This is a genomic window from Pseudarthrobacter sp. TE3704, from assembly GCF_056279405.1.
On sequence record NZ_JBWCCJ010000003.1, the window covers coordinates 685309 to 709320 of the forward strand.

At 66.3% G+C, this 24012-nt stretch carries 16 protein-coding genes and 1 pseudogene; 8 read left to right on the top strand and 9 right to left on the bottom strand.

Features of this window, described 5'->3' with window-relative positions:
• Positions 1–111 precede the first annotated feature (111 nt).
• On the bottom strand, positions 112–3618 hold the full coding sequence (locus tag ACZ9BC_RS10960; protein WP_476245943.1) for a bifunctional proline dehydrogenase/L-glutamate gamma-semialdehyde dehydrogenase: 3507 nt from the start codon (positions 3616–3618) through the stop codon (positions 112–114).
• Between the two features lie 315 nt (positions 3619–3933).
• On the opposite strand from ACZ9BC_RS10960, the pseudogene ACZ9BC_RS10965 reads away from it, so the two are divergent.
• Positions 3934–5150, top strand: a pseudogene (locus tag ACZ9BC_RS10965) (MFS transporter).
• Between the two features lie 126 nt (positions 5151–5276).
• Here ACZ9BC_RS10965 and ACZ9BC_RS10970 read toward each other — a convergent pair.
• Entirely contained in the window at positions 5277–6740 is a 1464-nt protein-coding gene (locus ACZ9BC_RS10970; protein ID WP_476245944.1) for an amino acid permease, read from the bottom strand.
• A 153-nt stretch (positions 6741–6893) separates the two neighbouring features.
• Here ACZ9BC_RS10970 and ACZ9BC_RS10975 point away from each other — a divergent pair, with 153 nt between their 5' ends.
• From ACZ9BC_RS10975 to ACZ9BC_RS10990, 4 genes are all read left to right on the top strand, one after another.
• On the top strand, positions 6894–7808 hold the full coding sequence (locus ACZ9BC_RS10975) for a LysR substrate-binding domain-containing protein (RefSeq protein WP_079595415.1): 915 nt from the start codon (positions 6894–6896) through the stop codon (positions 7806–7808).
• Positions 7809–7901: 93 nt separating this feature from the next.
• Positions 7902–8327, top strand: a complete 426-nt coding sequence (gene panD, locus ACZ9BC_RS10980) for an aspartate 1-decarboxylase (protein ID WP_176156730.1) — start codon at positions 7902–7904, stop codon at positions 8325–8327.
• A gap of 52 nt (positions 8328–8379) precedes the next feature.
• The gene (locus ACZ9BC_RS10985; protein WP_476245945.1) at positions 8380–9306 is read left to right on the top strand and encodes an AEC family transporter; all 927 of its coding nucleotides are present in this window, start codon (positions 8380–8382) and stop codon (positions 9304–9306) included.
• Positions 9307–9353: 47 nt separating this feature from the next.
• Positions 9354–10484, top strand: coding sequence for an FAD-dependent oxidoreductase (locus ACZ9BC_RS10990; protein ID WP_476245946.1), 1131 nt, complete (start codon positions 9354–9356; stop codon positions 10482–10484).
• A 9-nt stretch (positions 10485–10493) separates the two neighbouring features.
• On the opposite strand, the gene ACZ9BC_RS10995 is transcribed toward ACZ9BC_RS10990, so the two are convergent.
• The 3 genes from ACZ9BC_RS10995 to ACZ9BC_RS11005 all read right to left on the bottom strand — a co-directional run bounded on the left by ACZ9BC_RS10995 (position 10494) and on the right by ACZ9BC_RS11005 (position 15880).
• Positions 10494–11957: an MFS transporter gene (locus ACZ9BC_RS10995; RefSeq protein ID WP_476245947.1), complete on the bottom strand. Its 1464-nt coding sequence runs from the start codon at positions 11955–11957 to the stop codon at positions 10494–10496.
• Between the two features lie 89 nt (positions 11958–12046).
• Positions 12047–14677: a trehalase-like domain-containing protein gene (locus ACZ9BC_RS11000; protein WP_476245948.1), complete on the bottom strand. Its 2631-nt coding sequence runs from the start codon at positions 14675–14677 to the stop codon at positions 12047–12049.
• 213 nt (positions 14678–14890) lie between these two features.
• Complete coding sequence (locus ACZ9BC_RS11005; protein WP_079595421.1) at positions 14891–15880, bottom strand: LLM class flavin-dependent oxidoreductase; 990 nt, start codon at positions 15878–15880, stop codon at positions 14891–14893.
• A gap of 173 nt (positions 15881–16053) precedes the next feature.
• Between ACZ9BC_RS11005 and ACZ9BC_RS11010 the strand changes: the two genes are divergently transcribed.
• Positions 16054–16752, top strand: a complete 699-nt coding sequence (locus ACZ9BC_RS11010) for a type 1 glutamine amidotransferase domain-containing protein (RefSeq protein WP_476245949.1) — start codon at positions 16054–16056, stop codon at positions 16750–16752.
• A gap of 88 nt (positions 16753–16840) precedes the next feature.
• Here ACZ9BC_RS11010 and ACZ9BC_RS11015 read toward each other — a convergent pair whose 3' ends face one another.
• Positions 16841–19165 (bottom strand): coiled-coil domain-containing protein, encoded by a 2325-nt coding sequence (locus ACZ9BC_RS11015; RefSeq protein WP_476245950.1) that lies wholly within the window; start codon positions 19163–19165, stop codon positions 16841–16843.
• 290 nt (positions 19166–19455) lie between these two features.
• Between ACZ9BC_RS11015 and ACZ9BC_RS11020 the strand changes: the two genes are divergently transcribed.
• Entirely contained in the window at positions 19456–20466 is a 1011-nt protein-coding gene (locus ACZ9BC_RS11020) for an ABC transporter substrate-binding protein (RefSeq protein WP_476245951.1), read from the top strand.
• 144 nt (positions 20467–20610) lie between these two features.
• Positions 20611–21009: a hypothetical protein gene (locus ACZ9BC_RS11025; RefSeq protein WP_476245952.1), complete on the top strand. Its 399-nt coding sequence runs from the start codon at positions 20611–20613 to the stop codon at positions 21007–21009.
• Positions 21010–21031: 22 nt separating this feature from the next.
• Here ACZ9BC_RS11025 and ACZ9BC_RS11030 read toward each other — a convergent pair whose 3' ends face one another.
• From ACZ9BC_RS11030 to ACZ9BC_RS11040, 3 genes are all read right to left on the bottom strand, one after another.
• Entirely contained in the window at positions 21032–21550 is a 519-nt protein-coding gene (locus ACZ9BC_RS11030) for an HNH endonuclease signature motif containing protein (RefSeq protein WP_476245953.1), read from the bottom strand.
• Positions 21459–22451, bottom strand: coding sequence for a DUF222 domain-containing protein (locus ACZ9BC_RS11035; RefSeq protein ID WP_476245954.1), 993 nt, complete (start codon positions 22449–22451; stop codon positions 21459–21461). The genes ACZ9BC_RS11030 and ACZ9BC_RS11035 overlap by 92 nt, the downstream gene beginning before the upstream one ends.
• Before the next feature lie 190 nt (positions 22452–22641).
• Positions 22642–24003 (bottom strand): NtaA/DmoA family FMN-dependent monooxygenase, encoded by a 1362-nt coding sequence (locus tag ACZ9BC_RS11040; RefSeq protein ID WP_476245955.1) that lies wholly within the window; start codon positions 24001–24003, stop codon positions 22642–22644.
• Between the last annotated feature and the right edge of the window lie 9 nt (positions 24004–24012).

Genomic DNA, 24012 nt, shown 5'->3' on the forward strand with positions numbered 1-24012 from the left:
AGGTCTCCTGCCGCGCAGCCGGCGCGGACACATGACATCAAGAAGGCCGGGCGGCCACCCCCAAGGGTGGCCGCCCGGCCTTCTGCTTGCCCTAGGGCGTCAGCCCCGGACCTAGATCAAGGCGTCCGAGAGGTGGTTCGGTGTGCCGAAGCGGTGGGCAGTGATGCTGACGGCCTGCTCATGCAGGAACGGCAGCAGTTCAACGCGGCCTGCCTCGGTGACGGGGTGGGCGTAGACCGCAAGGTCAGGACGGCCACCCGTTGCTTCGGCGAGCGCCGTGGCGTCGCCGCCGATGAGGCGGATGCGCGCACCGGACAGCCCGCCCGCCTTGGCGAGCCGGCCCGCGGAAGCCAGCCAGCCGGCGTCGGGCTCCACCGTCACGTCGATATCCAGCGCGGTGAGCACGGGGCGCAGCTGGGCGGGAAGGTCGACCGCGGTGGACACCGTCAGCTCCGAGCCCGCCAGCACGCCGGCTGCGACGGTCCGGACGAGGTCCGCCATGGGCGCACCTTCCGAGAGGCGGATGGTCACGGGAAGGCTGCGGTAGCGGAAGATGTTGCGTTCCGCGCTCAGGCCGGACACGTCCTTGGCGGTCCCGAATTCGTCTGCCCAGGCGTCGGCGTCGGATGCCAGGGCACGCTGGACGGATTCCAGCTCAGCAGGCTCCAGGGCGGCGCCGGCGGCGTTGATGATCCGGCGGACACCGGGGTGGGTGACGGCAGCTGTTGCCGTGCTGCGGGAGGAGGTCCAGTCGCCCAGGCCGGCCAGGTAGTTGGGCCCGCCGGCCTTGGTGCCGGCGCCGACTGCCGACTTCTTCCAGCCGCCGAAGGGCTGGCGCTGCACGATGGCCCCGGTGATGCCGCGGTTGACGTAGAGGTTGCCGGCCTGGATGGAGTCCAGCCAGATTCCCAGCTCCTCCGGGTTCAGGGAGTGCAGGCCCGCAGTCAGGCCATACTCGATCTGGTTCTGGATGGCGATGGCTTCCTCGAGGGTATCGGCCGTCATCACGCCCAGCACCGGGCCGAAGAATTCGGTCAGGTGGAAGTAGGAACCGCGTTTGACGCCGTAGCGCACGCCCGGGCTCCAGAGCTTCCCGGTGTTGTCCAGCTTCTTGGGTTCAACGGCCCAGTTTTCGCCGTCGCCCAGGGTGGTGAGGGCGTTCAGGAGCTTGCCGTTGGCAGGCTCGATGATGGGCCCCATCTGGCTCGTGGGATCCTCCGGGTAGCCCACCTTAAGGGAGGTGACGGCGTCGATCAACTGGTTGTGGAACCGCTTGGACTTGGCCACGGAGCCCACCAGGATCACCAGTGAGGCGGCGGAGCACTTCTGGCCGGCGTGGCCGAACGCGGAGTAGGCCACGTCCTTGGCTGCCAGGTCCAGGTCTGCACTGGGGGTGACGATGATGGCGTTCTTGCCACTGGTTTCGGCCAGCAGCGGCAGGTCCTGGCGGAAGGACCGGAACAGTTCGGCCGTTTCGTAGCCGCCGGTGAGGATCACGCGGTCCACTGCCGGGTGCGAGATCAGCTGCTTGCCGAGTTCCCGCTCACCGAGCTGGACCATGGTGAGGACGTCCTTCGGAACGCCTGCTTCCCAGAGGGCTTCGACCATGACGGCGCCGCTGCGGGCGGCCTGTTTGGCAGGCTTGATCACGACGGCGGAGCCGGCGGCGAGTGCCGCGAGGGTGGAGCCGGCCGGAATGGCGACCGGGAAGTTCCATGGCGGCGTCACTACGGTGAGCTTCGCCGGAACGAACGTGGCGCCGTCGACCTTTTCCAGCTTGCGGGCCGACTCGGCGTAGTAGTGGGCAAAGTCCACTGCCTCGCTGACCTCGGGGTCACCCTGGTCGATGGTCTTGCCGGTCTCGCTGGCCATGACCTCGAGCAGGTCCGCCCGGCGGGCCTCCAGGACGTCGCCGGCACGGTGCAGGATCTCGGCCCGCTCGTCGCCGGAAAGCTGGCTCCAGGCCTTGCCCTTGTCCAGGGCGGTCTGGATGACGGTGTTGAGTGTGGCCTCGTCCTTGATGGATGCTGCCGCCACCGATGCGTTGCCGAGGGTGGAGGACGGGACGCGCCCCAGGATGGCCCGGCCCCAGTTGCGGTTGGCCGGCAGCGACGGATCCGTGTCGGGGGTGTTGTCGAAGCCCTCGTGCGGCATCGGGGCCGGCGGCAGGTTGCGGTCCTGCCGACGGTTCGGCAGGGGAACGCTGTTGTCCAGGGCCTCCAGGGAGGAAAGGAAGCGCTGCTTTTCACGTTCGAAGAGGGCTTCGTTTTCGCTGAGTTCGAACACGGCGGACATGAAGTTGTCCTGGCTGGCGCCCTCTTCGAGGCGGCGGATCAGGTAGGCGATGGCGACGTCGAACTCGGCCGGGTGCACCACGGGTGTGTAGAGCAGCAGCGAGCCGACGTCTTTCTTGACCGCTTCAGCCTGGCCCTGGGCCATGCCCAGCAGCATTTCGAATTCGATGCCGGATTCCACGCCGCGCTGCTTGGCCAGGAGCCAGGCGAAGGCGATGTCGAACAGGTTGTGGCCGGCGACGCCGATCCGGATGTTCTTGATTCGCTCCGGGTGCAGGGAGTAGTTGATGACGCTCTTGTAGCTTGTATCGGAGTCCTGCTTGGTGCCCCAGGTGGCCAGCGGCCAGTCGTGGAGGGAGGATTCCACCTGCTCCATGGGCAGGTTGGCGCCCTTGACCACGCGGACCTTGATGCCGGCACCGCCGTTGGCGCGGCGTTCGGCGGCCCAGTCCTGCAGGCGGATCATGGCGGACAGCGCGTCCGGAAGGTAGGCCTGGAGCACGATGCCGGCCTCGAGGTTCTTGAACTCCGGCTTGTCCAGGATCCGCGTGAAGACCTCGATGGTCATGTCCAAGTCCTTGTACTCCTCCATGTCCAGGTTGATGAACTTGGCCTTCCCGCCGTCGCGGGCAAAGGAGGCGGCGCGCTGGAACAGCGGGGTGAGCTTCTCGACGACGTGTTCCACGGCTTCGTCGAAAGCCCAGGCGGAGTGCGGTGCCACGGTGGAGGAGACCTTGATGGAGACGTAGTCGACGTCGGGACGTGCCAGCAGGGTGTGCGTGCCTTCGAGCCGGCGGGAGGCTTCGTGCTCGCCGAGGACGGCCTCGCCCAGGAGGTTGACGTTGAGCTTGACGCCGTCCTTGCGGATCTTGGCGATGGCCGGGCCCAGCTTGGCGTCGGTGGCGTCCACGATCAGGTGGCCCACCATTTCGCGGAGGACCTTGCGGGCGATGGGGATGACAACCTGCGGCAGGACCGGTGCCATGGTGCCGCCCAGCTGCACTGCGCTGCGCATGTACCAGGGCAGGAACGCGGGAACCTTGGGGGCCAGGGCGGCGAGGTTCCGCGCGGCGACATTCAGGTCCTCGGGACGGACCACGCCGTCCACGAAGCCGACCGTGAATTCCAGGCCGTTGGGGTCCTTCAGGACGCCGGCCAGCTGCTCGGCAGAGGCGTCGACGGGAACCTTCGCTGCCTCGGTCAGCCAGCGGCGGACCAGGGCGACGGCGTCGTTGGCCAGGGCCTTGGCCTGGGGCACGTCGACGTCGACGGTCTGCGGCGCGATGCCGGTTGCAACTGCCGGTTCCATTGCAATGTGGGTCATGGCTTTTCTCGTTCTTTCCTGGGTTTCAAGGAGGTCTTAGAACCAGTATGAGCTTGCTGTCACATAAGATAAAGCGATGTTTTCTAAGCAATACAGGTTAGAAAACATGAAGCTTTTGGAGCCTCTTGAAGGGCGCCCCCATCCGGCCACAAGCGCACCTGATGCGCCACGCCTTTGTTCGCGTTTCGAACATTTGTACGTTCAATGAACCGCGCTGTACTCTGGCTGACCGTAAGCATGCCGCAGGTCACGTCATCATGTGTCAGGGCTCTCAGCCGGCTGCGCTCCCATCTGTCCCTAATCAATGAGGATTCCATGACAACTTCCCCCTCCACCTCCCCGTCACGGTGGCCCGTGTGGCTCTGCTGGCTGGCAATGGTCCTGGACGGTTTTGACCTCGTGGTGCTCGGCACCGTCATCCCAACCCTCATCAAGACGGGCGAACTGGGCTTCGACGCCGTAGGCGCAACGTTCGTCGCCACCATCTCCCTCGTGGGTGTGGGCCTGGGAGCACTCTTCATCGCCCGCTCTCCGACCGCTTCGGGCGCCGCAACCTGTTGATTGCATGCGTGCTCTGGTTCTCGATTTTCACCCTCGCGGTGGTGTGGGCACCGAACGTCGCCGTATTTGGTGCCTTCCGGCTTCTTGCAGGGGCCGGTCTCGGAGCCTGCCTTCCGGCTGCCCTTGCCTACATGAACGACTATGCTCCGGCAGGTTCCGCCGGCAAGTCCACCACCCGCACCATGACGGGATACCACGTGGGCGCCGTGGCCACCGCCTTCCTTGCATTGATCGTCATTCCGGACTGGCGCACCATGTTCGTGGTGGGCGGCATCGCCGGCCTGATCCTCCTGCCGTTCCTGTGGTTCAAACTTCCCGAGACCCTGCCCTCCGTCCGGACTGCAAGGACGGAGGAGCGGACCGGATTCCGGGATCTGGCCAAAAAGCCCTACCCCCTGGTCGCCGCGGCCATTGCTGCAGCCTCATTCATGGGCCTGCTGCTGGTTTATGGCCTGAATACCTGGCTTCCACAGCTGATGGCCTCCGCCGGTTACCCCGTCAGCGCAGGGTTGTCCCTGCTCCTGGTCCTGAACCTTGGCGCCGTTGCCGGGCTCATCATCGCCGGTGTCCTGGCGGACAAGCACGGCACCAAACCCATCGTGCTGCTGTGGTTCGGCCTTTCGGCGGTGTGCCTCGCCCTCTTGAGCATCAAGGTGGACAACGCAATCCTGCTTAACGCCCTGGTCTTCGTCACGGGAGTGTTTGTCTTCAGTTCCCAGGTGCTCGTGTACGCCTGGGTCAGCCAGCTGTTCCCCGCCCGCCTTCGCGCAACGGCACTCGGATTCGCTGCCGGCGTGGGCCGCATCGGTGCCATCGCAGGGCCTGCCGTGACCGGCGGGCTGGTTGCAGCAGGCATCGCCTACCCCTGGGGGTTCTACATCTTCGCTACGGCCGGCGCCCTCGCCGTGGTTGCGCTGCTTGCAGTTCCGCATTCCATGGCTGCCAGCCGTGAGAACGCCGTCGCGCAGTAGGCCTGCCGCCCGGAAACCAAAAGAACCCTTTCCCACAGGACCGTGGGAAAGGGTTCTTTTGTGCCCCCAATATGAGAGGGCGTCGCGTGAAAACCTGCGGAAGCTGAGAGAGCGTCCCGGGGCGGGTCAGCGGAGGGGGCGGTGCATCTCCACGATCTCCTCGTGCCGCGGGCTGGCGGGGTTCATCAGGGAGTTCTTCTTGCCGTAGAAGAAGTAGATCGCCAGGCCCACCACCAGCCACACCCCAAAGCGTGCCCAGGTTTCCCAGTGGAGCTGGAACATCAGGAAGGCCGATGCCAGGACGCCGAAGGCCGGAATGACAGGCATCAGCGGCAGGCGGAAGGTGCGCGGCGCGTCGGGCCTCTTGTAGCGGAACACGATCACGGAGAAACAGACCACAACGAACGCCGCCAGGATGCCGATGTTCGTCAGGTCAGCGACAGCCTTGATGGGGAAGACGCCCGCAAGCAGGGCCGAGGCGACGCCGGCAATCCAGGTGACGCGCTGCGGGGTGCCGTGGCGGTCGGTCTTGGCGAACCAGCCGGGCAGCAGGCCGTCGCGGCTCATGGAGAACCAGACGCGGGTGACGCCCAGGAGGAAGGTCAGCATCACGGTAAGGATGGACAGGACGGCGAACACAGAGATGATCGTGGCGATCACCGGCAGGCCAACACCCGTGAAGGCGGAGGCGAAACCGGCCGTGGGGTCGATGTCCTTGTAGTTCTGCATGCCGGTCAGCACCAGCGTGGCGGCTACATAAAGCAGCATGGCAATGATCAGCGACAGGATGATGGCCTTGGGCATGTGCTTCTTGCCGTCCTTGGCCTCTTCGGCGGCGGTGCTCATGGCGTCGTAGCCGAAGACGGCGAAGAAGACGGTGGCCGCGCCGGCCAGGACGGGGCCAAAGCCGCTGGGCATGAACGGGTTGTAGTTGTTGGTGTCGATGTAGAAGACGCCCAGCCCGATGATGAAGAGGATCAGGAGGACCTTGATGGCCACGGCCACGAGCTCGAACCGGCCAAACGCCTTGGTACCGCGGGAAAGGATCCAGGTCACCAGGAGGCACACCACGATGGCCGGGATGTTCACGATGCCGCCCCGGCCCTCGTCAGCGGTGGAGGTCATCCAGAGGGGCATGTTAATGCCGATGCCGGAGAGGAAGGCGTCGAAGTAGCCGGAGATGCCGATGGCCACCACGGCCACGATGGCGATGTATTCCAGCAGGAGGTCCCAGCCGATGAACCAGCCGATAATTTCGCCCAGGGCCACGTAGCCGTAGGTGTAGGCGGAGCCGGCCCGCGGGATCATGCCCGCGAACTCCGCGTAGGACAGTGCAGCAGCGGCGGAGGCAAGCCCGGCGACAAGGAACGAGATCAGCACAGCCGGCCCCACTCCGGGTGTGCCTTCGCTTCCGGCAGCCACCAGCCCCGCGAGGGAGAAGATGCCGACGCCGATGATGCCGCCTACGCCAATGGCGGTCAGCTGCCACAGCCCGAGTGACTTGAAGAGGCCACTGTGTTTGTTCTCTTCCTCAATGTCGTCGATGGGCTTGCGCCGCATGACCGACTGGCTCATATCTCTAGTACTCATCAGGAACTCCTGCTTGGGGTGCGACCCCGCCGCGGCACGCCGAAAATCGGCTGTGACGGGGGTAACTCGGTCCCAACAGTATGCAAGCATGCTTGCATTAGATAAAGTGACTACTTCTAACCTATATTCGTTAGTTTCAGTAAGGATTTCCTCATGCTTGATGTCCGCAGGCTTCGGCTGCTCCGGGAATTAAGCATCCGCGGGACCCTTGCGGAGGTGGCGGACGCACTGCAGTACAGCCCGTCGTCGGTATCGCAGCAGCTTGCCCTCCTGGAAAAGGAGGTGGGTGTAGAGCTGCTCCGGAAGACCGGCCGCCGGGTGCAGCTGACGCCGCAGGCTGAAGTCCTGGTGGCCCACACGGAACAGCTGCTCCAGACAATGGAACAGGCCGAGGCGGACCTGGCGGCGTCACTGACCACCGTCACCGGAACCGTGCGGATCGCCGTGTTCCAGTCGGCAGCCCTGGCGCTGATGCCGGACACCCTCACACGGATGTCCACCACCTACCCCGAGGTCCGGATCGAGATGATCCAGCGTGAGCCCGAAACGGCGCTCCACGAGACGTGGGCACGGGACTTCGACCTGGTGATCGCCGAGCAGTACCCGGGGCATGCGGCGCCGCGTTATCCCGAGCTGGACCGTGTACGCCTGACCAAGGATGCCATTCGGCTGGCTGTTCCCCCGGCGTCCGACGGCGGCCCGGCCATCCGTGGGCTGGCGGACACCGCGGAACTCGCCTGGGTCATGGAGCCGCGGGGTGCCGCGTCGCGCCACTGGGCGGAGCAGGCGTGCCGCAGCGCCGGTTTCGAACCGGACGTCCGCTTCGAAACCGCGGACCTGCAGGCCCAGATCCGGCTGATTGAATCAGGCAACGCGGTGGCTCTGATGCCGGACCTGGTGTGGACCGGGCGCGGCACCTCTGCCCAGCTGCTGGAACTTCCGGGCAAGCCGCACCGCACGGTCTTTACCTCGGTGCGCCGTTCAAGCGCACAGCGGCCTGCCATCCTCGCAGCCCGCGAAACCCTGGCGGCGGCCGCCGCGGCCGTGGCGAGGGACGACGCCGCGTAACCACCCGCCGTCGTACGTTGCCCTCAGCGGCCGCTGCGAAGTGTTCCCTGCGTCACTGCGGGGAAGCGGGCCCGGCGCTAGACTTGTGCCGTTATGAATCGAACAATGTTCAAGTCCAAAATCCACCGGGCCACCGTCACGCACGCCGACCTGCACTATGTAGGTTCGGTCACCGTTGACCTGGACCTGCTGGATGCTGCCGACATCCTTCCCGGTGAGCTCGTGTCCATTGTGGACGTCACCAACGGCGCCCGCCTGGAGACTTACACCATCGCGGGCGAGCGCGGCTCCGGCGTCATCGGCATCAACGGTGCAGCGGCGCACCTTATGCATGAGAACGACATCGTCATCCTGATTACCTACGCACAGATGACCTCCGAGGAAGCCAAGGCGTACGAACCCCGGGTGGTCCACGTGGACGAGAACAACAAGGTCATCCAGCTGGGCAACGACCCCGCGGAGGGGCTTACCCCGGGGATGATGCGTCCGCCGTTCGCCCTTAACAACGCCGCACTCTAACCCGGAGCGTGAGCCCCGGTAGACAACTCCGCCGCGCCCGGCAGGTTGCCCCGTGCTAGGAGTGCTGGCGGGCTTCTTTGTGGTGTGGTGCATCATCCTGGTGGGCTGGTTTGTGGGCCGGCGGAAAATCCTCGGAGACAACGCCCGCCAGGTCCTCAGCTCCCTCACCTTCTTCGTTGCCAGCCCGGCGCTGCTCTTCGAAACGCTGAGCAAGGCCCGCCTTCAGGAAGTCTTCGCGGAACCACTGCTGGTGACGGCGGTGGCCGCCATGTCCACGGCGGTCATCTTTTTTACCCTCGCCAAGTTCTGGCTGAAACGCTCGCTGCCCGAATCCCTGATGTCCTCCATGGCGGCGTCGCTGGCCAACTCGGCGAACCTCGGCATCCCCATCGCCGTCTACGTCCTGGGCGATGCCAGCTATGTGGCCCCGCTGCTGATTTTCCAGCTCGCCTTCTTCACCCCGCTGTTCCTGATGATCCTGGATTCGAGCACCAGCTCGCACCGCACCACTCCCCTGAGTTTTATCGTGATGATCCTGCGGAACCCCATGATCGTGGGTTCGGCGCTGGGGCTGGTGGTGGCCGGGACCGGCTTCCAGGTTCCGGCGCTGGTCATGGAACCCATCCACCTGATCGGCGGGGCCGCGATCCCCGCCATGCTGATCGCGTTCGGGATGAGCTTGAACGGCAGCCGGCCGCTGCAGGCCGCGGCGGCCCGGCGCCTGGACACCCTGCTCGCGAGCGGCTTCAAGCTGGCCGTCCAGCCGGCACTGGCGTACCTTTTCGCCCGGTTTGCCCTGGGGATGGACGGCCACGCCCTGTTCGCGGTGGTGGTGACCTCGGCGCTGCCAACCGCGCAGAACGTTTTCGTGGCCGCCAGCCGTTACAAGACCGGACTTACAGTGGCAAAGGACACCGTCCTGATTACCACCATTGTGGCTGTGCCTGCGATGATCGGCGTCGCGCTGCTGCTCACGTAGGAACGCACTGACTGCACAACCAGGACCGAGAGAGCAATTGGAGAACCATGCACACCATCCTTGACACTGTGGTGATCGGCGGCGGGGCCATGGGCTCGGCTGCCGCCTGGGCGCTCTCGCGCCGCGGCCGCCACGTGACGCTGGTGGAACAGTTCGGCCCGGGGCACCGGATCGGCGCTTCGCACGGCACCACCCGGAACCTGAACCCCGGCTACCACCGCCCGGAGTACGTGGCCATGCTGGCCGAAGGGCTGGGCCTGTGGGACGAACTCGAGCAGGACAGCGGCGAGAAGCTGCTCACCCGCACCGGCATTGTGAACCACGGCCCCGAGCCGATGCTTCCGGACGTCGCTGCCGCGCTGACCCAGGCCGGCATCCGCGCGGAGTTCCTTCGCCCGGCCGAGGCGGCAGAGCGGTGGGGCGGCATCCGGTTCGACCAGCAGGTGCTGCACATGCCCGACGGCGGCCAGCTCAATCCGGAGGCTGCACTGCCCGCCTTCCAGCGGCTTGCCGTCGCCCGCGGCGCCGATATCAGGCATCACACCAAGGTGGTGGACTTCGAGGTGATGGACGACGGCGTCCGGCTGGGTTTCGAGACCGCAGCGGGTACGGAGGTGGTCACCGCCGCCCAGGTGGTGGTGACGGCGGGCGGCTGGACCGAAAAGCTTTTGGGTGCCGCTGGTAATGCGAAGCTGCGGGTCCCAAAGCTCACCGTTACGCAGGAACAGCCCGCGCATTTCCGGATCACCGACGAGCAGGTTGTGTGGCCCGGGTTCAACCACTACCCCGGTACCGGCGGGGACTACCAGGGCTGGTACTCCCCCGTGTACGGCATGCATACCCCGGGCGAAGGGATCAAGGCCGGGTGGCACGGCGTGGGGCCCGTGGTGGACCCGGACCGGCGGTCCTTCCAGCCCGAACCCAGGCAGCTCGCGGCGCTGCAGGACTATGCCCGGACCTGGCTGCCGGGTGTGGACGCCGATTCCTTCGAGACGATCAGCTGCACCTACACCACTACCCCGGACGAGGACTTCATCCTGGACCGGATCGGACCGGTGGTGATCGGCGCCGGATTCTCCGGGCACGGCTTCAAGTTCACGCCGGTGGTGGGCCGGATCCTTGCCGACCTTGCCACCGGCACCCGCCCGGCGCCGGAGATTTTCCGCGCCTCCCGGTAAGCACTGCCGCTATTGGGTGGTGTCCTCCGCGTCGGCAAGGACCTGGTCCGGCCCCTTCCCTCCGGTGTTGCCGGGGTGGACGGCGGGCATGGCCAGGACCGCGGCGACGGTGACCAGTCCGGCCACCAGCGCGGCCAGGAAGACGGCGCCGGACGCGGCCACCACCGCCGGCCCGCTGCTGTCCCCGCCCGGGGTTCCCGCGTAGATTGCGTTGGCTACCGCGCCGAACACCGCCACGCCCAGTGCGCTGCCGATGGACCGGGCGAACATGTTGGTGCTGGTGACCACGCCGCGCTCATTCCAGGGCACGCTGGATTGGGCGGCGATCAGGGTGGGGGTGGCCACCAGCCCCAGCCCGAGTCCCACCACGAAGCAGCTGCCGGCCACGGACGCCACGTTGGGTACGGCTGCCGTCAGGGCCAGGACCAGGAGTCCCGCCATCGTCACGGAGACCCCGATAAGGGCCGTGGCCTTGAAGCCGATCCGCAGGTACAGCCGCCCGGCCTGTGAGGCGCTGATCGGCCAGCCGACGGTCAGCGCAGCCAAGGCCAGCCCGGCCACCAGGGGCGAGCTGGACAAGGCCCCTTCCAGGAAGGTGGGCACGAAGGAGGTCAGCCCGATCAGCACCGCCCCAACCCCGAAGGACACCAGGGCAGTGGTGCCAAGAAGGCGGCGGGACACCACCCAGGACGGCAGGACGGGCTCGGCCGCCCGCCGCTCCACCAGGAGGAAGAGGGCCAGGAGCACCGCGCCCGCCGCAATGACGCCGATGCTGGCGGGTGAGTTCCACTCCCATGCCTGGCCGCCCTGGAGGGCGCCAAGGATCAGCAGTCCCAGGGAAACTGCCAGCAGCGCCGCCCCGGCGAAGTCCACCCGGTGCTTGGCCCGCTCCACGTTCTCGTGCAGGGTCCGGAGCAGCATCCATCCTGCCAGCAGGCACAGGGGGACGTTGACCAGGAAAATGCCGCGCCACAGGCCCAGGGACGCAAAGATGCCGCCGAGGCTTGGCCCCACCACGGAGGACACGGCCCACACGCTGGCGAGGTAGCCCTGCACCTTGGCGCGCTCCTCCAGCGAATAGATGTCGCCGGCGATCGTGATGGACACCGGCAGCACCGCGCCGGCGCCGAGCCCCTGCAGGGCCCGGAACGCGATCAGCGAGGGCATGCTCCAGGCGATGCCGCACAGGACGGAACCGAGCAGGAACAGCCCGATGCCGGCCAGGATGATGGGCTTGCGGCCGGCCATGTCGGACAGCTTGCCGTAGATGGGCACGGAGACTGCCTGGGCCAGCAGGTAGGCCGAGAAAAGCCAGGGGAATGACGAGAAGCCGCCCACGTCCCGCACGATTGACGGGACAGCGGTGGCCACGATGGTGGAATCAATCGCGACGAGCCCCGTGGCGAGCATGAGGGCGATGAGGATGGGCCCGCGTTCGGAGCGGAATCCCACGCCCTGGGATGTGGTTGTCATGGTGGGTTTCCTGCCTTGGTCTCCGTTGCCGGAACCGTCCGCTGCAGGCACCCGGAACTTCCACTCTAGGCAGCAATCAGGACAAGCGGCTACCTTCTGCCCTGCAGGGCGTCCAGGAGGCGGGCACACCGGATGAAACCGAGGTGGGAGTACGCCTGCGGGTGGTTCCCCAGGTGGGTCTCGGTGCCGGGATCGTATTCTTCGGGCAGCAGGCCGGTTGGCCCGAAGAGATTCACCAGCTGGTCGAAAAGGTCCCAGGCCTCCTCAACCCGCCCCACCGCAACGTACGCCTCAATCAGCCAGGTGGTGCAGATGTGGAACCCGCCCTCCAGTCCCGGCAGGCCGTCGTCGTACCTGTAGCGGAACACGGTGGGACCCACCCGCAGTTCCCGTTCCACGGCCGTGACCGTATCCAGGAAGCGCTGGTCCGAGACGTCCAGCAGGCCAGACAGCCCGATGTGCAGGACGGCGGCGTCGAGATCGGGGCTGTCATACGCCACCGTGTAGGAGGATGCTGTCTCATCCCAGCCATCCCGCAGCACCTCGTCGCGGATGGCTGTGGCCGTAGCTTCCCACGAGGGGTCGGGGGTTCGACCGTGCCTGGCGGCGGTCCGCAGCGCCCGGTCGAGGGTCACCCAGCACATCACTTTGGTGTACACGTGGTGCCGGGGAGCCCGCCGCGCCTCCCAGATGCCATGGTCGGGTTCGTGCCAGCGGGCCAGCACCGCGGAAGCCATCTGGACCATCAGCTCCCAGTGGCCGTCGGTCAGTGCCGATTCCTTTTCGCTCAGGGCATGGATCAGTTCCGCGATGGGGCCGAACACGTCCAGCTGGACCTGGTGGTCCGCCGCGTTGCCGATCCGGACCGGCCGGGAGCCGGCATAGCCGGGAAGACTGTCGATGACCGCTTCGGTTGAGAGCGGCGCGCCCGTCACGGAGTAGAGCGGATGCAACCACTCCGGGCCGGGGGCGTGCTCCAGGATCCGTCCAAGCCAGTCCAGGAAACCGGCCGCTTCCTGCGTGGAGCCAAGGTCCACCAGCGCGTTGACGGTCATGGACCCGTCCCGCAGCCAGCAGTACCGGTAGTCCCAGTTGCGGGTGCCCCCGATCCCTTCGGGCAGCGACGTGGTGGGCGCGGCCAGCACGGCGCCGGTGGGTTCATGGACCAGCGCGCGGAGCACCAGGGCGGACCGGCGCACCAGGGAGGGCTTGACGCCGGGCAGGTCCAGGCTCTGCACCCAGCTGCGCGAGTGGAGTGCCACGCCGGCCCGCCGGTCCGTTTCGCCGCCGGGATCTGCGGGCTGGGGTTCGGTGTCGCCGCACCGCATGTTGAGCACCACGGGACCGTCCTGCAGGTTGACCGCGGCCGTGGCCGTGGCATGCCGGCCGTCCGAGGCGATGGCGAACGTCACGCCCGGGGCGTAAAGGACAATGGGGTCCGAGGTCCCCGCAACATGCAGTTCGTCGCCGCGGGCCTCCATGCTGAACGGCGCGTTGGCGTAATCAGGGCGGGGGGCGAAGACGATCCGGGCCGCACCGCTTCCGGACAGCACCCGCACCAGGCTGGTGATGCCTTCCGGGGCCGGTTCAAGGTAATCCGTGACCGTGACGTCCGCCCAGCGGGTCTCCACGATCATGGTGCTGTCCACGTAGCGCTGGCCCAGCACCTGTGAGGCCTTGACGGGCTCGATGGAGAAGTGCCCTGCCGCGTCGCCGCCGAGGATGTGGGCAAAGAGTGACCCGGAGTCCGGGAGCGGATGGCTCATCCAGCAGATCCTGGCGTCCGGGGTGACAAGGGCCGTGGAGGATCCGTTGCCGATCATGGAATGCCGTTCGAGCCCCACGGCGTCCTCGCCGAACAACCACGCCCTGCGCAGTTCGAACAGGATGGCCAGGACCCGGGCAAAGCACTCCGGGTCGCGGAGCCGGTGCGCGGCGCGGCTCTCCCCCGGGCCCACCCGCAGGCCCATGTCCGGGCCGCGGAGGGTGGCGATCGCGAGCTCGTCGCTATAGGCGTCGCCGGCGTACATGGCGGCGCTGGCGCCGAGCCGCGAACGGAGGTTTTCCAGTGCCTCGGCCTTCGCCGGTTCCACGACGGAAAGGTCCAGGACCGACCCGTCCACGATGAAGAACAGCCCGTGGCTTCGGGCGATTTCACGGGCGGTTTCCGTGACGGCCGCGACGACGTCCGCCGTGGCAGGCCGCGTGTGGACCGAAACGGCCACAGGCTTGCGCTCGATCCAGATGCCCTTGTGGAAGCCCACAGCCTCAGTGAGGGCTGCATTGACTTTGTGCAGGACCGCTTCGGTGGCCAGCGGCTGGACATGCGCGAACTGCATGTCCGGCTCTGCACCGTGCGAGCCGATCAGGTGCACCTCCGCGGGCAGGCGGGATACGGCAGCCAGGTCACGAAGGGAACGGCCCGAGATGACGGCGGCATGGGTGTTGGGCAGCGCCGCCAGGGCGCGCAGGGCGATGGCAGCGCTGCCCAGGGGGAGGGTTTCCGTGGAGATCCCCTCGGCATCGCACAGCGTTCCGCCGTAATTGCATGCAACCAGGAGCCCCGGAACCCGGGCGAGGACCTTGAGTTCCGCCAGCAGGGTGGGAGTCAGCCCGTCGCCGGCCGCGTCAGACTGGATGAAGGAACGGAGCAGCCCCAGCGGGAGGGACCTGGTAAGCAGCGCGGAATCCGCCACGCTTTGGTTCAGCGGCATCGCCATTCGTGCACCCCTTAGGCAGGACGCACCCGGTAAGGCAGCCGCGGGATGGCCCGCGGCGATCGGGTGGTGCCCCTCCCCGAAGGTCCGCCGGAACTCCGGAGGGGACATCCCTCATGGTCCGCCCGGCCGGTTTCCGCCGAAAGTCCCCACCATTGCGTATGTGTAAAAGCACTGCGTATGTGGAAAAGTCCGGCGGTGGATGGCCGCCCCCGGTTACACCCGGGCCAGGCCGGCCGCCTGGGCAAGCAGCTCGACGGACCGCAACCGGGCCTCGGTGCCGGTGCTTTGGTGGGCCACGATGAGTTCGTCGGCGTCGGCGTGCCGGCCGAAGCTGTCGAGATACTCCATCACGGCGTCGGGCGTGCCCACCGCCGAATAGGTCATCATCTGGGAGACGTGCTGGCCCTGCGGCGAGTCGAGGATCATGTCCGCCTCGTCGTCGGTGAACTCCCGCCCGCCGCCGAAGAACAAGGAGACCCTCGCGCGCTTGGTCTCCTGCAGCATGGCCTGCGCTTCAGAGGCGGAATCAGCGGCAATAACATTCACGCCGGCAATCACGTGCGGCGCATCCAGCTGGGCGGAGGGCTTGAATTCCCGGCGGTAGATGGCCACGGCATCTTGCAGCGCGTTGGGCGCAAAGTGCGAAGCGAAGGCGTAGGGAAGTCCCAGCTGGGCAGCCAGCCGTGCGCCGAACAGGGACGAGCCCAGGATGTAGAGCGGCACGTTGGTGCCCTTGCCCGGGGTGGCTTCCACACCCTGGATGCGGGTGGGGCCCGTGAGGTAGCCCTGGAGCTCCAGGACGTCCTGCGGGAAGCTGTCCGCAGACATGGGGTCCCGCCGCAGCGCGCGCATGGTGTTCTGGTCGCTGCCGGGTGCTCGGCCCAGGCCGAGGTCGATGCGCCCCGGGTGCAGCGTTTCCAGTGTGCCGAACTGTTCGGCGATGGTCAGCGGCGAGTGGTTGGGCAGCATGATGCCGCCGGCGCCCAACCGGATGCTTTCCGTGTGCGCGGCCACGTGGGCGATCAGCACGCTGGTGGCGGACGAGGCGATGGAGGACATGTTGTGGTGCTCGGCGTACCAGATCCGCCGGTACCCCAGCCGCTCGGCGCTTTGCGCCATGGCCACGCTGCCTGCGAAACTCTCCGCCGCCGTCTGGCCTTTGCCGATGGTTGCCAGATCAAGGATGGACAGGGGAAGAGTCACGGTGGAGCCGACCTTTCAAAACGTAAAGTTGAGTTTTGCCGGCCGGGTCGCGGCGGGCACTCTTTGCATAACCATGGCGGTACCCGTCTTATTTCTGTGATGTTCGGAATACTCAGCAAGCTGATGAGGTTGCCGCCCCTGAGTGACCAACAGGCACAGACAGGAGCAGGACCATGGCAAAAATTCTGATGGTGGTTTCAGCAGCAGACTCGCTCACTATGAAGGACGGCAGTGAACATCCCACCGGTTACTGGGCCGAAGAGCTGGTGGTCGCCCACCAGACCCTGGTTGACGCAGGGCATACCGTCGATATCGCCACCCCGGGCGGCGCCAGGCCCACCGTTGACCAGGTGAGCCTGGCTGCCGAGGCTGCAGGCGGCGGGGAACGGGCGAAAAGCTTCAAGGACTACCTGGCTTCCATCGACGCCGAGCTCGCGCAGCCACTGGTGCTGGCCGACGTGGACGCGTCCGCCTATGACGCAGTGGTGTTGCCGGGCGGGCACGGCCCCATGGCGGACCTGTACAAGGATGCCGACCTGGGCCGCTTGCTGGTGGCGGCGGACAAGAAAGGCAAGATCATCGCGCCCTTCTGCCACGGCCCAGCAGGGCTCCTGAGCGCAATGGACGACGGAGGCGCCTTCGTTTTCGCCGGGCGTCGCCTTACCGTGTTCAGCAATGAGGAGGAGCTGGGCGGCGGCACGGGGGAGAACACGCCGTGGCTGGTGGAGGATGCGCTGAGGGACAAGGGCGCAGTCATCGGGAACGGTGCGGCCTGGACGTCCAACGTGGTCCGGGACGGCAACCTCATCACGGGGCAGAACCCGCAGTCCAGCGAGGACGTGGCGAAGGAAGTTATCAAGGCCCTGGGGTAGTCTCATGAAGCAGACACGAAGGGGCCATGCCTGACGGCCGGGCCCCTTCGCTGCGGCGCACGTCATTGGGCGCCGGCCTTCCACGCCCTTAGACGGCGCAGCCTCCGTTCCCAATCTGCGTGTCGATGGCATTGATCTTCGTCTGCACTGCTCCCAGCTGATCCTGCAAGCTACGCACCACTGCCCTCTGGGCTTCGATGGTTTTACTGTTGCTCCCCTTCCTGCCTTGCAGGCCGGCCAGCACACCCTGGGCTTCCACCAGCTGCCGGTCAAGCGCGTTCAGCTGGAGCTGCAGGTCCTTGAGCGCTGATTCCGCCGCGGTGATCTCACCTTCCAGAGCGGTGAGCTGGGCCAGAAGCGGCGTCACCCTGCCCTGCAGCACGAGGATCTCCGCTTCCTTGGACTGGATTTCCGCGTTCTTCACGGCCAGGTCAGCCACCAGCTTGTCCATGATCGCGTTCAGGCTTTCGATCTCTTTCGCCTTGCCGGAAACCAGGCTCTGCGCTGCATCAACAGCCGCCTGAAGGGCCGGAAGTTCGCCTTTGAGACCCGAAATTTCCAGCTGTTTGTCCGCCACCGCGGACTCCGCTGCAACACGGGCCGTCTCGGCCTCCGCCAAAGCCACCTTCCTTGCCTCCACCACAGATTTCTGATCAGCAATGGCTCGCTCGGCATCGGCCACGTTCCCGATGAGTGTCGGCAGCGCCGCTTCCAGGTCCTCCAGAATCTTCTCCTGGGCCGAGACCTCACCTGATGCCACAGTGGCTGTGTCCGTAAGCACTGTGAGCTGCTGTTGCAAAGCGTCCAGTTCACCCTGCTTCCCCGCCACGGCACCGTTGGCCTGGTCCACGGCGTCCTCAAGCGCGGGAAGTTCGGCCGCCAGCTTCGCGATCTCGCCTTCCTTGGCCGTTACGGCCGCATTCGCGATGGTCAGGACCGACTGCAGCGGCACGGACTGCGTCTGCAGCGCGCTGCTTTCCTGCTGCCTGGCCAGCAACTGGCTGTTCAAGGACGACACCTGCGTATTCAGGGCTGCCAGGTCCCCTTGGAGTCCCGAAATCTGGGCGTTTTTGTCGGTGATCTGCGCGCTGACGGCAGCCAGCAGGACCTGTTTCTCAGCGCGTTGAGTAATAAGGCCATTGGCGCTGCCATTGTTCTTGTCGATTTTCGCCGTCAGCGAAGCGATCTCTGCTTCGAGTGTGCTCTTGCTTTCCCGGAGCTGGCTCAGCTGGGCCTGGGCCGTTGCCAGCTCACCCTGCGTGGCCGTTATCAGGCTGTTGACGTCGTCGATCCGGCCCTGGAATACCGCTGCCGCCGCTTCGGCAGCAGCGATGTGGTCATCGTTGGATTTCACCGCTGCTGCCGCTGCCGCCGCCTCCGTCTGCAGGGTAACGAGGAGTGCCTCGGCCGCAGCAATTTCTACCGTCTTGGCTGCGAGCGCTGCCGCCGCTGTGCCGGCGGCAGCTTCATCGGCCTCCAGCCCCGCCTCGACGGCCGCGATCTCAGCCTTCTTATCGGCCACCGCTTTGTCCGCTGCCGCCGCCGTTGCCTCCAGTTCCGCGAGCTTCTGCTCCGCCAGCCCGATGGTCTCCCGCTGCGCCTGCAGGGCCTCCTCAGCGGCTTCGCCCGCTGTCTCCCATGACGTGAGGTCATTCTTGGCTGCGGTCAGTTCGTCCGTTGCGGTGGCTACCGCCGCGGCGGCTTCTTGCGCCGCGGTGGCCAGGGTTACCAGATCTTCCTCTGCCGCCTCGATCTGGGCTTCCTTGGCCACCACTTCAGAGGCCGCCTTCCCAGCCGCCTCCTGAAAGACCAGAAGCTCACCGGCGGCGGTATCGATCGCGCGCTGGGCACCGGCCATTTCTGCGGACAGGGCAGCCGCTGCGGCGCGAAGATCGGCAGCCGCCGCTTCCGTCGCAGCCTGCTGCTCAAGCAAGGGTGCGAGCTCGGCTTCAACCCCCGCCTTGTCAGCGTGCAGGACGACCAGGGCCTCCTGGGTGGCTGAAATGGCCGCCAGCGTTGCGGTTTTCTCCCCGTCAAGCCTGCTGATGTCGCCGTCGGCAGTCTTGACGTCTTTCGCCAGCTGCTGTGCCTCCGCCTCGAGGGCCGCCATCTCCGTATTTACGGCAGCCATCTGCTCCATAAGTGCCGCCTGCTGTGCCGCCAGCCCATCACGTTCAGCCTGCAGCCTGGCAATGACATCGGCGTTCTTTTTGGCCGCGGCTTTCAGCAGGTTTTCCTGGACGGTCCCCCGGTGTGCCAGCTGGTTCACCACGCCATTGCAGATCGATCCGTTGGACGATGTCCCGGCGACGGCCGGCTGCACCAGCACCAAGCTGGTGGCCAGCAGGCCCGGCAGGACAACGGCAACGGCGAGGCGGCGTGGAACCGACGGCTTTGACGGGGAAGTGCGCATGTGTGCTCCTGAGACCGGTGAACGGCCCCCATTGGCCGCTGCTAGCCCAACGTTAGGTTGCGGCAGCTGCGGAGCACACGCGTAATCCCACACCTGTCTTTACGCCCCGGGTACTTGTTAATACGCGACACCCGGCGGGCGCGCTACTTGGTTCTTGACTCGGCAGAGGGCCCGAATATGACCGCCGCGGTCTCCCGGTTAACCGGCGTTACTCCCTGTATCTCCGGGTTGCGGCGGCCTTTGATTCCCTTCGCGGCGCTGGCGGATAGTTGCTGCAACGAGCACACCCGATGCATCCGCTACCTACTTCCCAAGGGGGAATCTTGGCCATCACCAGAACGAAACCCGCCGCCGTCGCGGCCCTGGCAGCAGCATTGCTGGGGCTGGCGGCCTGCGCTGATCCCGGCGCGACGGCGGCGACAGCACCGTCGTCGTCCTCCGCCCCAGTGGCGGGGAAGCAGTTCAACCTGTCCCCGGAGCAGGACCGCTTCAAGGTCACCGTTGACCCCGCTGCGGCGGCACTGGTCCCCGAGGCCATCAAGGCCGACGGCAAGCTCACCATCGTGAGCACCGGCGGCACTGCTCCGCTGAGCCTTTTCGCGACCGACAACAAGACCCTCATCGGCAGCGAGGTGGACATCGCCTACGCTGTGGGCGAGACGCTTGGCCTGGAGGTCGAAGCGCTTCCCGTGGCCTGGGCCGATTGGCCGCTGGGCGTTGAATCCGGAAAGTATGAGGCCGTGCTGTCCAACGTGACCGTCACCGAGGCCCGCAAGGAAAAGTTCGATTTCGCCACCTACCGGAATGACCTGCTGGGCTTCTACGCCAAGAGCGATTCAAACATCGGCGAGATCAAGGAGGCCAAGGACGTGGCGGGCAAGCGGGTCATCGTTGGCTCCGGCACCAACCAGGAAGCCATCCTGGTGCGCTGGGACGAGGAAAACAAGAAGAATGGCCTGGCGCCGGTCGAGTTCCAGTATTACGACGACGATTCCGCCTCGTCGCTTGCCCTTCAGTCGGGCCGGGCGGACCTGACCTTCGGACCCAACGCCGGTGCCGCCTACAAGGCTGCGCAGGATGGAAAGAGCAAGCAGGTGGGCACGCTCAACGGCGGCTGGCCGCTGACGGCGGAAATCGCCTTCACCACCAAAAAGGACAACGGCCTGGCCGTGGCTGCCCAGGCAGCGCTGAACGAACTGATCGAAAACGGCACCTACGCCAAAATCCTGGACCGCTGGGGCCTGTCATCCGAGGCAATCGAGAAGTCCGAGCTGAACCCGGCAGGCCTGCCTAAGAAGTAAAGGGTCCTGCCGACGAAGGAATCCCCGCCGGGGCACCAGCCCGGCGGGGATTTTTCATGCCCGGTTCCGGCGGTGGTGTCAGCGCCGGAAACTAAGCTGTGATAGAGCAGATCCAGGTCCACGGAAGCATGAAAGGGACGAGCCATGACGGATGGAAAGTATGACATTGACGGCCGCCTGGCGCAGCTGCTGGCCGCAACCGTCCGGCTGGACCCTGATGCAACAATCGAGCTGACTGTTGTGGTTGACGGCACCATCATTTCGGGATCGGTCGCGTCCGGGCAGGCCTGGGAGCGGCGGCAGAATGACCAGATCAGCCTTGGCAGCCCGGCCATCGCCGACGCCTTCGCCTCCGTTGCCGCCACCGCGGACGAACAGACACTGAACGATGATCTGTACGTTCATTTTCTTGGCCCCGTGCTCGTGACAGGGGGACGCCAGGTCCGCCTGCAGGCAACTAGGGTCGATCTGCGTAAAGTCTCGGCCTGGAGCATCGGCCGTGTGCCCGCTGATCAGGAATGGCACCGCCCTGCCTACGACTGAATTCCCACCGGGACCGCAGGAACTAAAACGGCGGCGGTTCCGGCGGCTTGCCGGGATCAGGCCCCGGATGGACTTCCACGGGTTCGCTGATGTGAACGCGGCCGAATGGTGATTGCCACTCGAGGTTGCCGGACCCAGGCAACTGCCTGTACTTCCAGGCCCCTATGGACTTGAGCGCGTGGTGTCTTCGGCACAGCATTGCAAGGTTTCCGGCGTCGGTAGTCCCCCCGTCCTGCCACTCAACGGTATGGTCGGGTTCGCAAACAGAGACCGGGCGGGTACAGCCCGGGAACCTGCAGGTGCCGTCACGGCTGTGCAGGTACCGTAGCAACGCCTTCGGCGGACGGTATGCCGTCCGCCCCACCCCGAGGGCTTTGCCGGTGGTGCAGTCAGTGAAAAGCCGCTGCCAGTTGGGGGCCAGTGCCGCCAGCTGTCGGGCGGTGGGAGCGTCAATGGGCCCGTAGCCGGCAAGTTCCGCGGAGTCCAGTGTCGCTTCGCTCCCTGTGCCACCCCCGAGTGCCAGGCCTAAAGGAATGGTCACTACAACCCTCGGCCCGGAACACCCCGAACTCCGACTCCCCAGTTCCGCCGAGGAGACGGTGGGCCAGTGCATCCGCCCGGAACTCCGGCAGGGTGCTGGAGCCGGACCGGACACCGCCGCCAACAGTGGCGCCTGAGTCACGGCTATGTTCCGCAACCTTGGCTTTGATCAGCCGTGCGTCGTGGTCGAGCCCGTTGAAAATGGCCAGGCCAACTTCTGCCGGAAGGGAGGCGGTGAGGGTGCACATCCCGTCCGGCTTGGGTGAAAACCACACACCGCGTTCGCGGTGGGCGGCTGCTTTCCGGGACGCGAGGCTCTCTGGATGGAGCCGCTCACGCAGCCTGCGCAGGCAGCTGCGCAGTTCGGCGGCGGTGCGGAGACGGCCGTGGCGGGTCCGCGTGCGTTGCAGGGCCATCCGGGAGAACTTTTCAGCGTGCCCGGCAGGCAGGAAGCGCGCCTGTTCGAGGATGATGCGTGCGTGCGCGTTGGAAATTTTTCCTTCTTCAACCGCTTCCAGGACCTCCCAGTGGGACGTGGTCAGTTGTGCGGCTTCATTCAAGGAGCGTGCGGCTGAACCTTCGGAGACAGCATAGGCGGTAGCCACCTCTGTGACGGCGAGCGCATGGGCCTCGTCCCCGCCAAAACGCACGGGCTGCTCCTCCCGCCTCGCCGGGGTCTCTTCGCCAACAGCTTCTTCGACCCGGGCCAGGGCACGCGTTTTCATGGCCGTTCCCCATGCAATGAGCCGGTCAGCTGATGCGACGAGGCGAAGAGCCTGGTCAGCCGAGAGGAAAGAAGGGAGTGGAAAGCTCACAGTCCCGGCCAGAAGCGGATCCTCATCAGCGAAGGCAACAGCAGGAACCCAGGCATCATCAGCCTCCGGGTCCGTTTGATGCCGCATGCGCTGCCCTCCTTCTGAGACGTCTGGCTTTCCTTATCCGGACGCTTCCAGCCTAGGTGCGGGGTCTGACAAACGCCCTACAGATGCTGCTCCCACACCGTCAGCTGCAGCTGCACGGCCCCAGCGGAAGGCTCGACGACGGCGGCACCCTCCTCGCCGTCGTCGGCCCTTCCACCGCGGTGCCAATTCATCAGGCGCGGACCGTCTCAGCGGAGTGCACGGGCGTCTCCAGCCCCAGGTTCTCCCGCAGGGTGGTGCCCCGGTATTCGGTGGGGTAGACGCCGCGTTCCTGCAGTTCGGGCACGAGATGGTTCACGATGTCGTCCAGGCCGGTGGGAATGAGCCACGGCGAGATGTTGAAGCCGTCCACGGCGCCCACGCGTGCGTACTCGGCCAGCTGGTCGGCCACCGCAGCGTAGGAACCCGTGAAGGTGGAATCCACGCGCGCGGTCCGGGACGTGACGAACTGGCGGATGGAGAGCCCCTTGTCCTTGGCCTCGGCCCGCCACTGGTCCGCCAACTGCCGTGCCTTCGCGCCGTGGAAGCCGCTGCCCCGGGTTTCGGAGGTTTCCTCCACCACGGGATCAATGTCCGGGAGCGGGCCGTCAGGATCGTAGTCGGACAGCTCACGGCCCCAGAACTGTTCCAGGTATGCCACCGCCTGCTGCGGACCGATCTGCAGGCGGCGGACCCACTCCTTCTTCTCCGCCGCCTCTTCGGCGGTGGGAGCCAGGATGAATTCGCTGGCCGGCATGATCTGCACCGCGTTGGCCCCGCGGCCGGCAGCCAGCGACCGCGCCACGAGGTCCTGGCGGAACTCGACGGCGTCATCGAACTTGGGGTGGGCGGAGAAGATCACGTCGGCCTGCCGCGCTGCGAAATCACGGCCTTCCGGGGAGTCGCCGGCCTGGAACAGCACCGGCCGGTACTGTGCGCTCCGCGGCAGGCGGGGGGTGACATCCACGGTGTAGTGCTGCCCCTCATGGAGCACCCGGCGGGCAGGACCGTTCGGGGTCTCCCAGGAGTCCCAGATCCGCTTGGCAGTCTCCACGAACGCTTCGGCGTGCTTGTAGCGGTCCGCGTGGTCCAGGTAGCCGCCGCGGCGGAAGTTCGCCCCGGTCCAGGCGTTGTCCGTGGTGACGATATTCCACGCCGCCCGGCCGCCTGAGATCAGGTCCAGCGACGCGAGCCGGTGGGCCAGATCCGCGGGATCGTTGTATGTGGTGTTCTGGGTGGCCACCAGACCGATGTTGTTGGTGACCGAAGCCAGGGCCGCGAGCATTGTCTGGGCGTCCGGCCTGCCAACGACGTCCAGCGCGTGTGGCCGGCCGAGGTGTTCCCGCAGGCGGAGCCCTTCACCCAGGAAGAACGCGGCGAACAGCCCGCGCTCCGCGGTCTGGGCGATGCGGCGGAACGATTCGAAGTCGGTCTGCGAGCCGGATTCCGGGGCCTTCCAGATAGTTCCCGAGTTGACCCCCTGGAAGAAGATGCCGAACTGCAGCTTCCCTGTCGGCGTGAAAACATCGGATATAGCACGGCTGTGCTGCGTCATGGTTTTTCC

What these genes read in the sequence shown, in the direction of transcription:
- panD (WP_176156730.1), top strand. Translation starts at nt 7,902, where the DNA reads ATGAATCGAACAATGTTCAAGTCCAAAATCCACCGGGCCACCGTCACG.
- ACZ9BC_RS10960 (WP_476245943.1), bottom strand. Translation starts at nt 3,618, where the DNA reads ATGACCCACATTGCAATGGAACCGGCAGTTGCAACCGGCATCGCGCCG.
- ACZ9BC_RS11000 (WP_476245948.1), bottom strand. Translation starts at nt 14,677, where the DNA reads ATGGCGATGCCGCTGAACCAAAGCGTGGCGGATTCCGCGCTGCTTACC.
- ACZ9BC_RS11035 (WP_476245954.1), bottom strand. Translation starts at nt 22,451, where the DNA reads ATGCGGCATCAAACGGACCCGGAGGCTGATGATGCCTGGGTTCCTGCT.
- ACZ9BC_RS10990 (WP_476245946.1), top strand. Translation starts at nt 9,354, where the DNA reads ATGCACACCATCCTTGACACTGTGGTGATCGGCGGCGGGGCCATGGGC.
- ACZ9BC_RS11010 (WP_476245949.1), top strand. Translation starts at nt 16,054, where the DNA reads ATGGCAAAAATTCTGATGGTGGTTTCAGCAGCAGACTCGCTCACTATG.
- ACZ9BC_RS11040 (WP_476245955.1), bottom strand. Translation starts at nt 24,003, where the DNA reads ATGACGCAGCACAGCCGTGCTATATCCGATGTTTTCACGCCGACAGGG.
- ACZ9BC_RS11015 (WP_476245950.1), bottom strand. Translation starts at nt 19,165, where the DNA reads ATGCGCACTTCCCCGTCAAAGCCGTCGGTTCCACGCCGCCTCGCCGTT.
- ACZ9BC_RS10995 (WP_476245947.1), bottom strand. Translation starts at nt 11,957, where the DNA reads ATGACAACCACATCCCAGGGCGTGGGATTCCGCTCCGAACGCGGGCCC.
- ACZ9BC_RS11025 (WP_476245952.1), top strand. Translation starts at nt 20,611, where the DNA reads ATGACGGATGGAAAGTATGACATTGACGGCCGCCTGGCGCAGCTGCTG.
- ACZ9BC_RS10975 (WP_079595415.1), top strand. Translation starts at nt 6,894, where the DNA reads ATGCTTGATGTCCGCAGGCTTCGGCTGCTCCGGGAATTAAGCATCCGC.
- ACZ9BC_RS10970 (WP_476245944.1), bottom strand. Translation starts at nt 6,740, where the DNA reads ATGAGTACTAGAGATATGAGCCAGTCGGTCATGCGGCGCAAGCCCATC.
- ACZ9BC_RS11020 (WP_476245951.1), top strand. Translation starts at nt 19,456, where the DNA reads ATGCATCCGCTACCTACTTCCCAAGGGGGAATCTTGGCCATCACCAGA.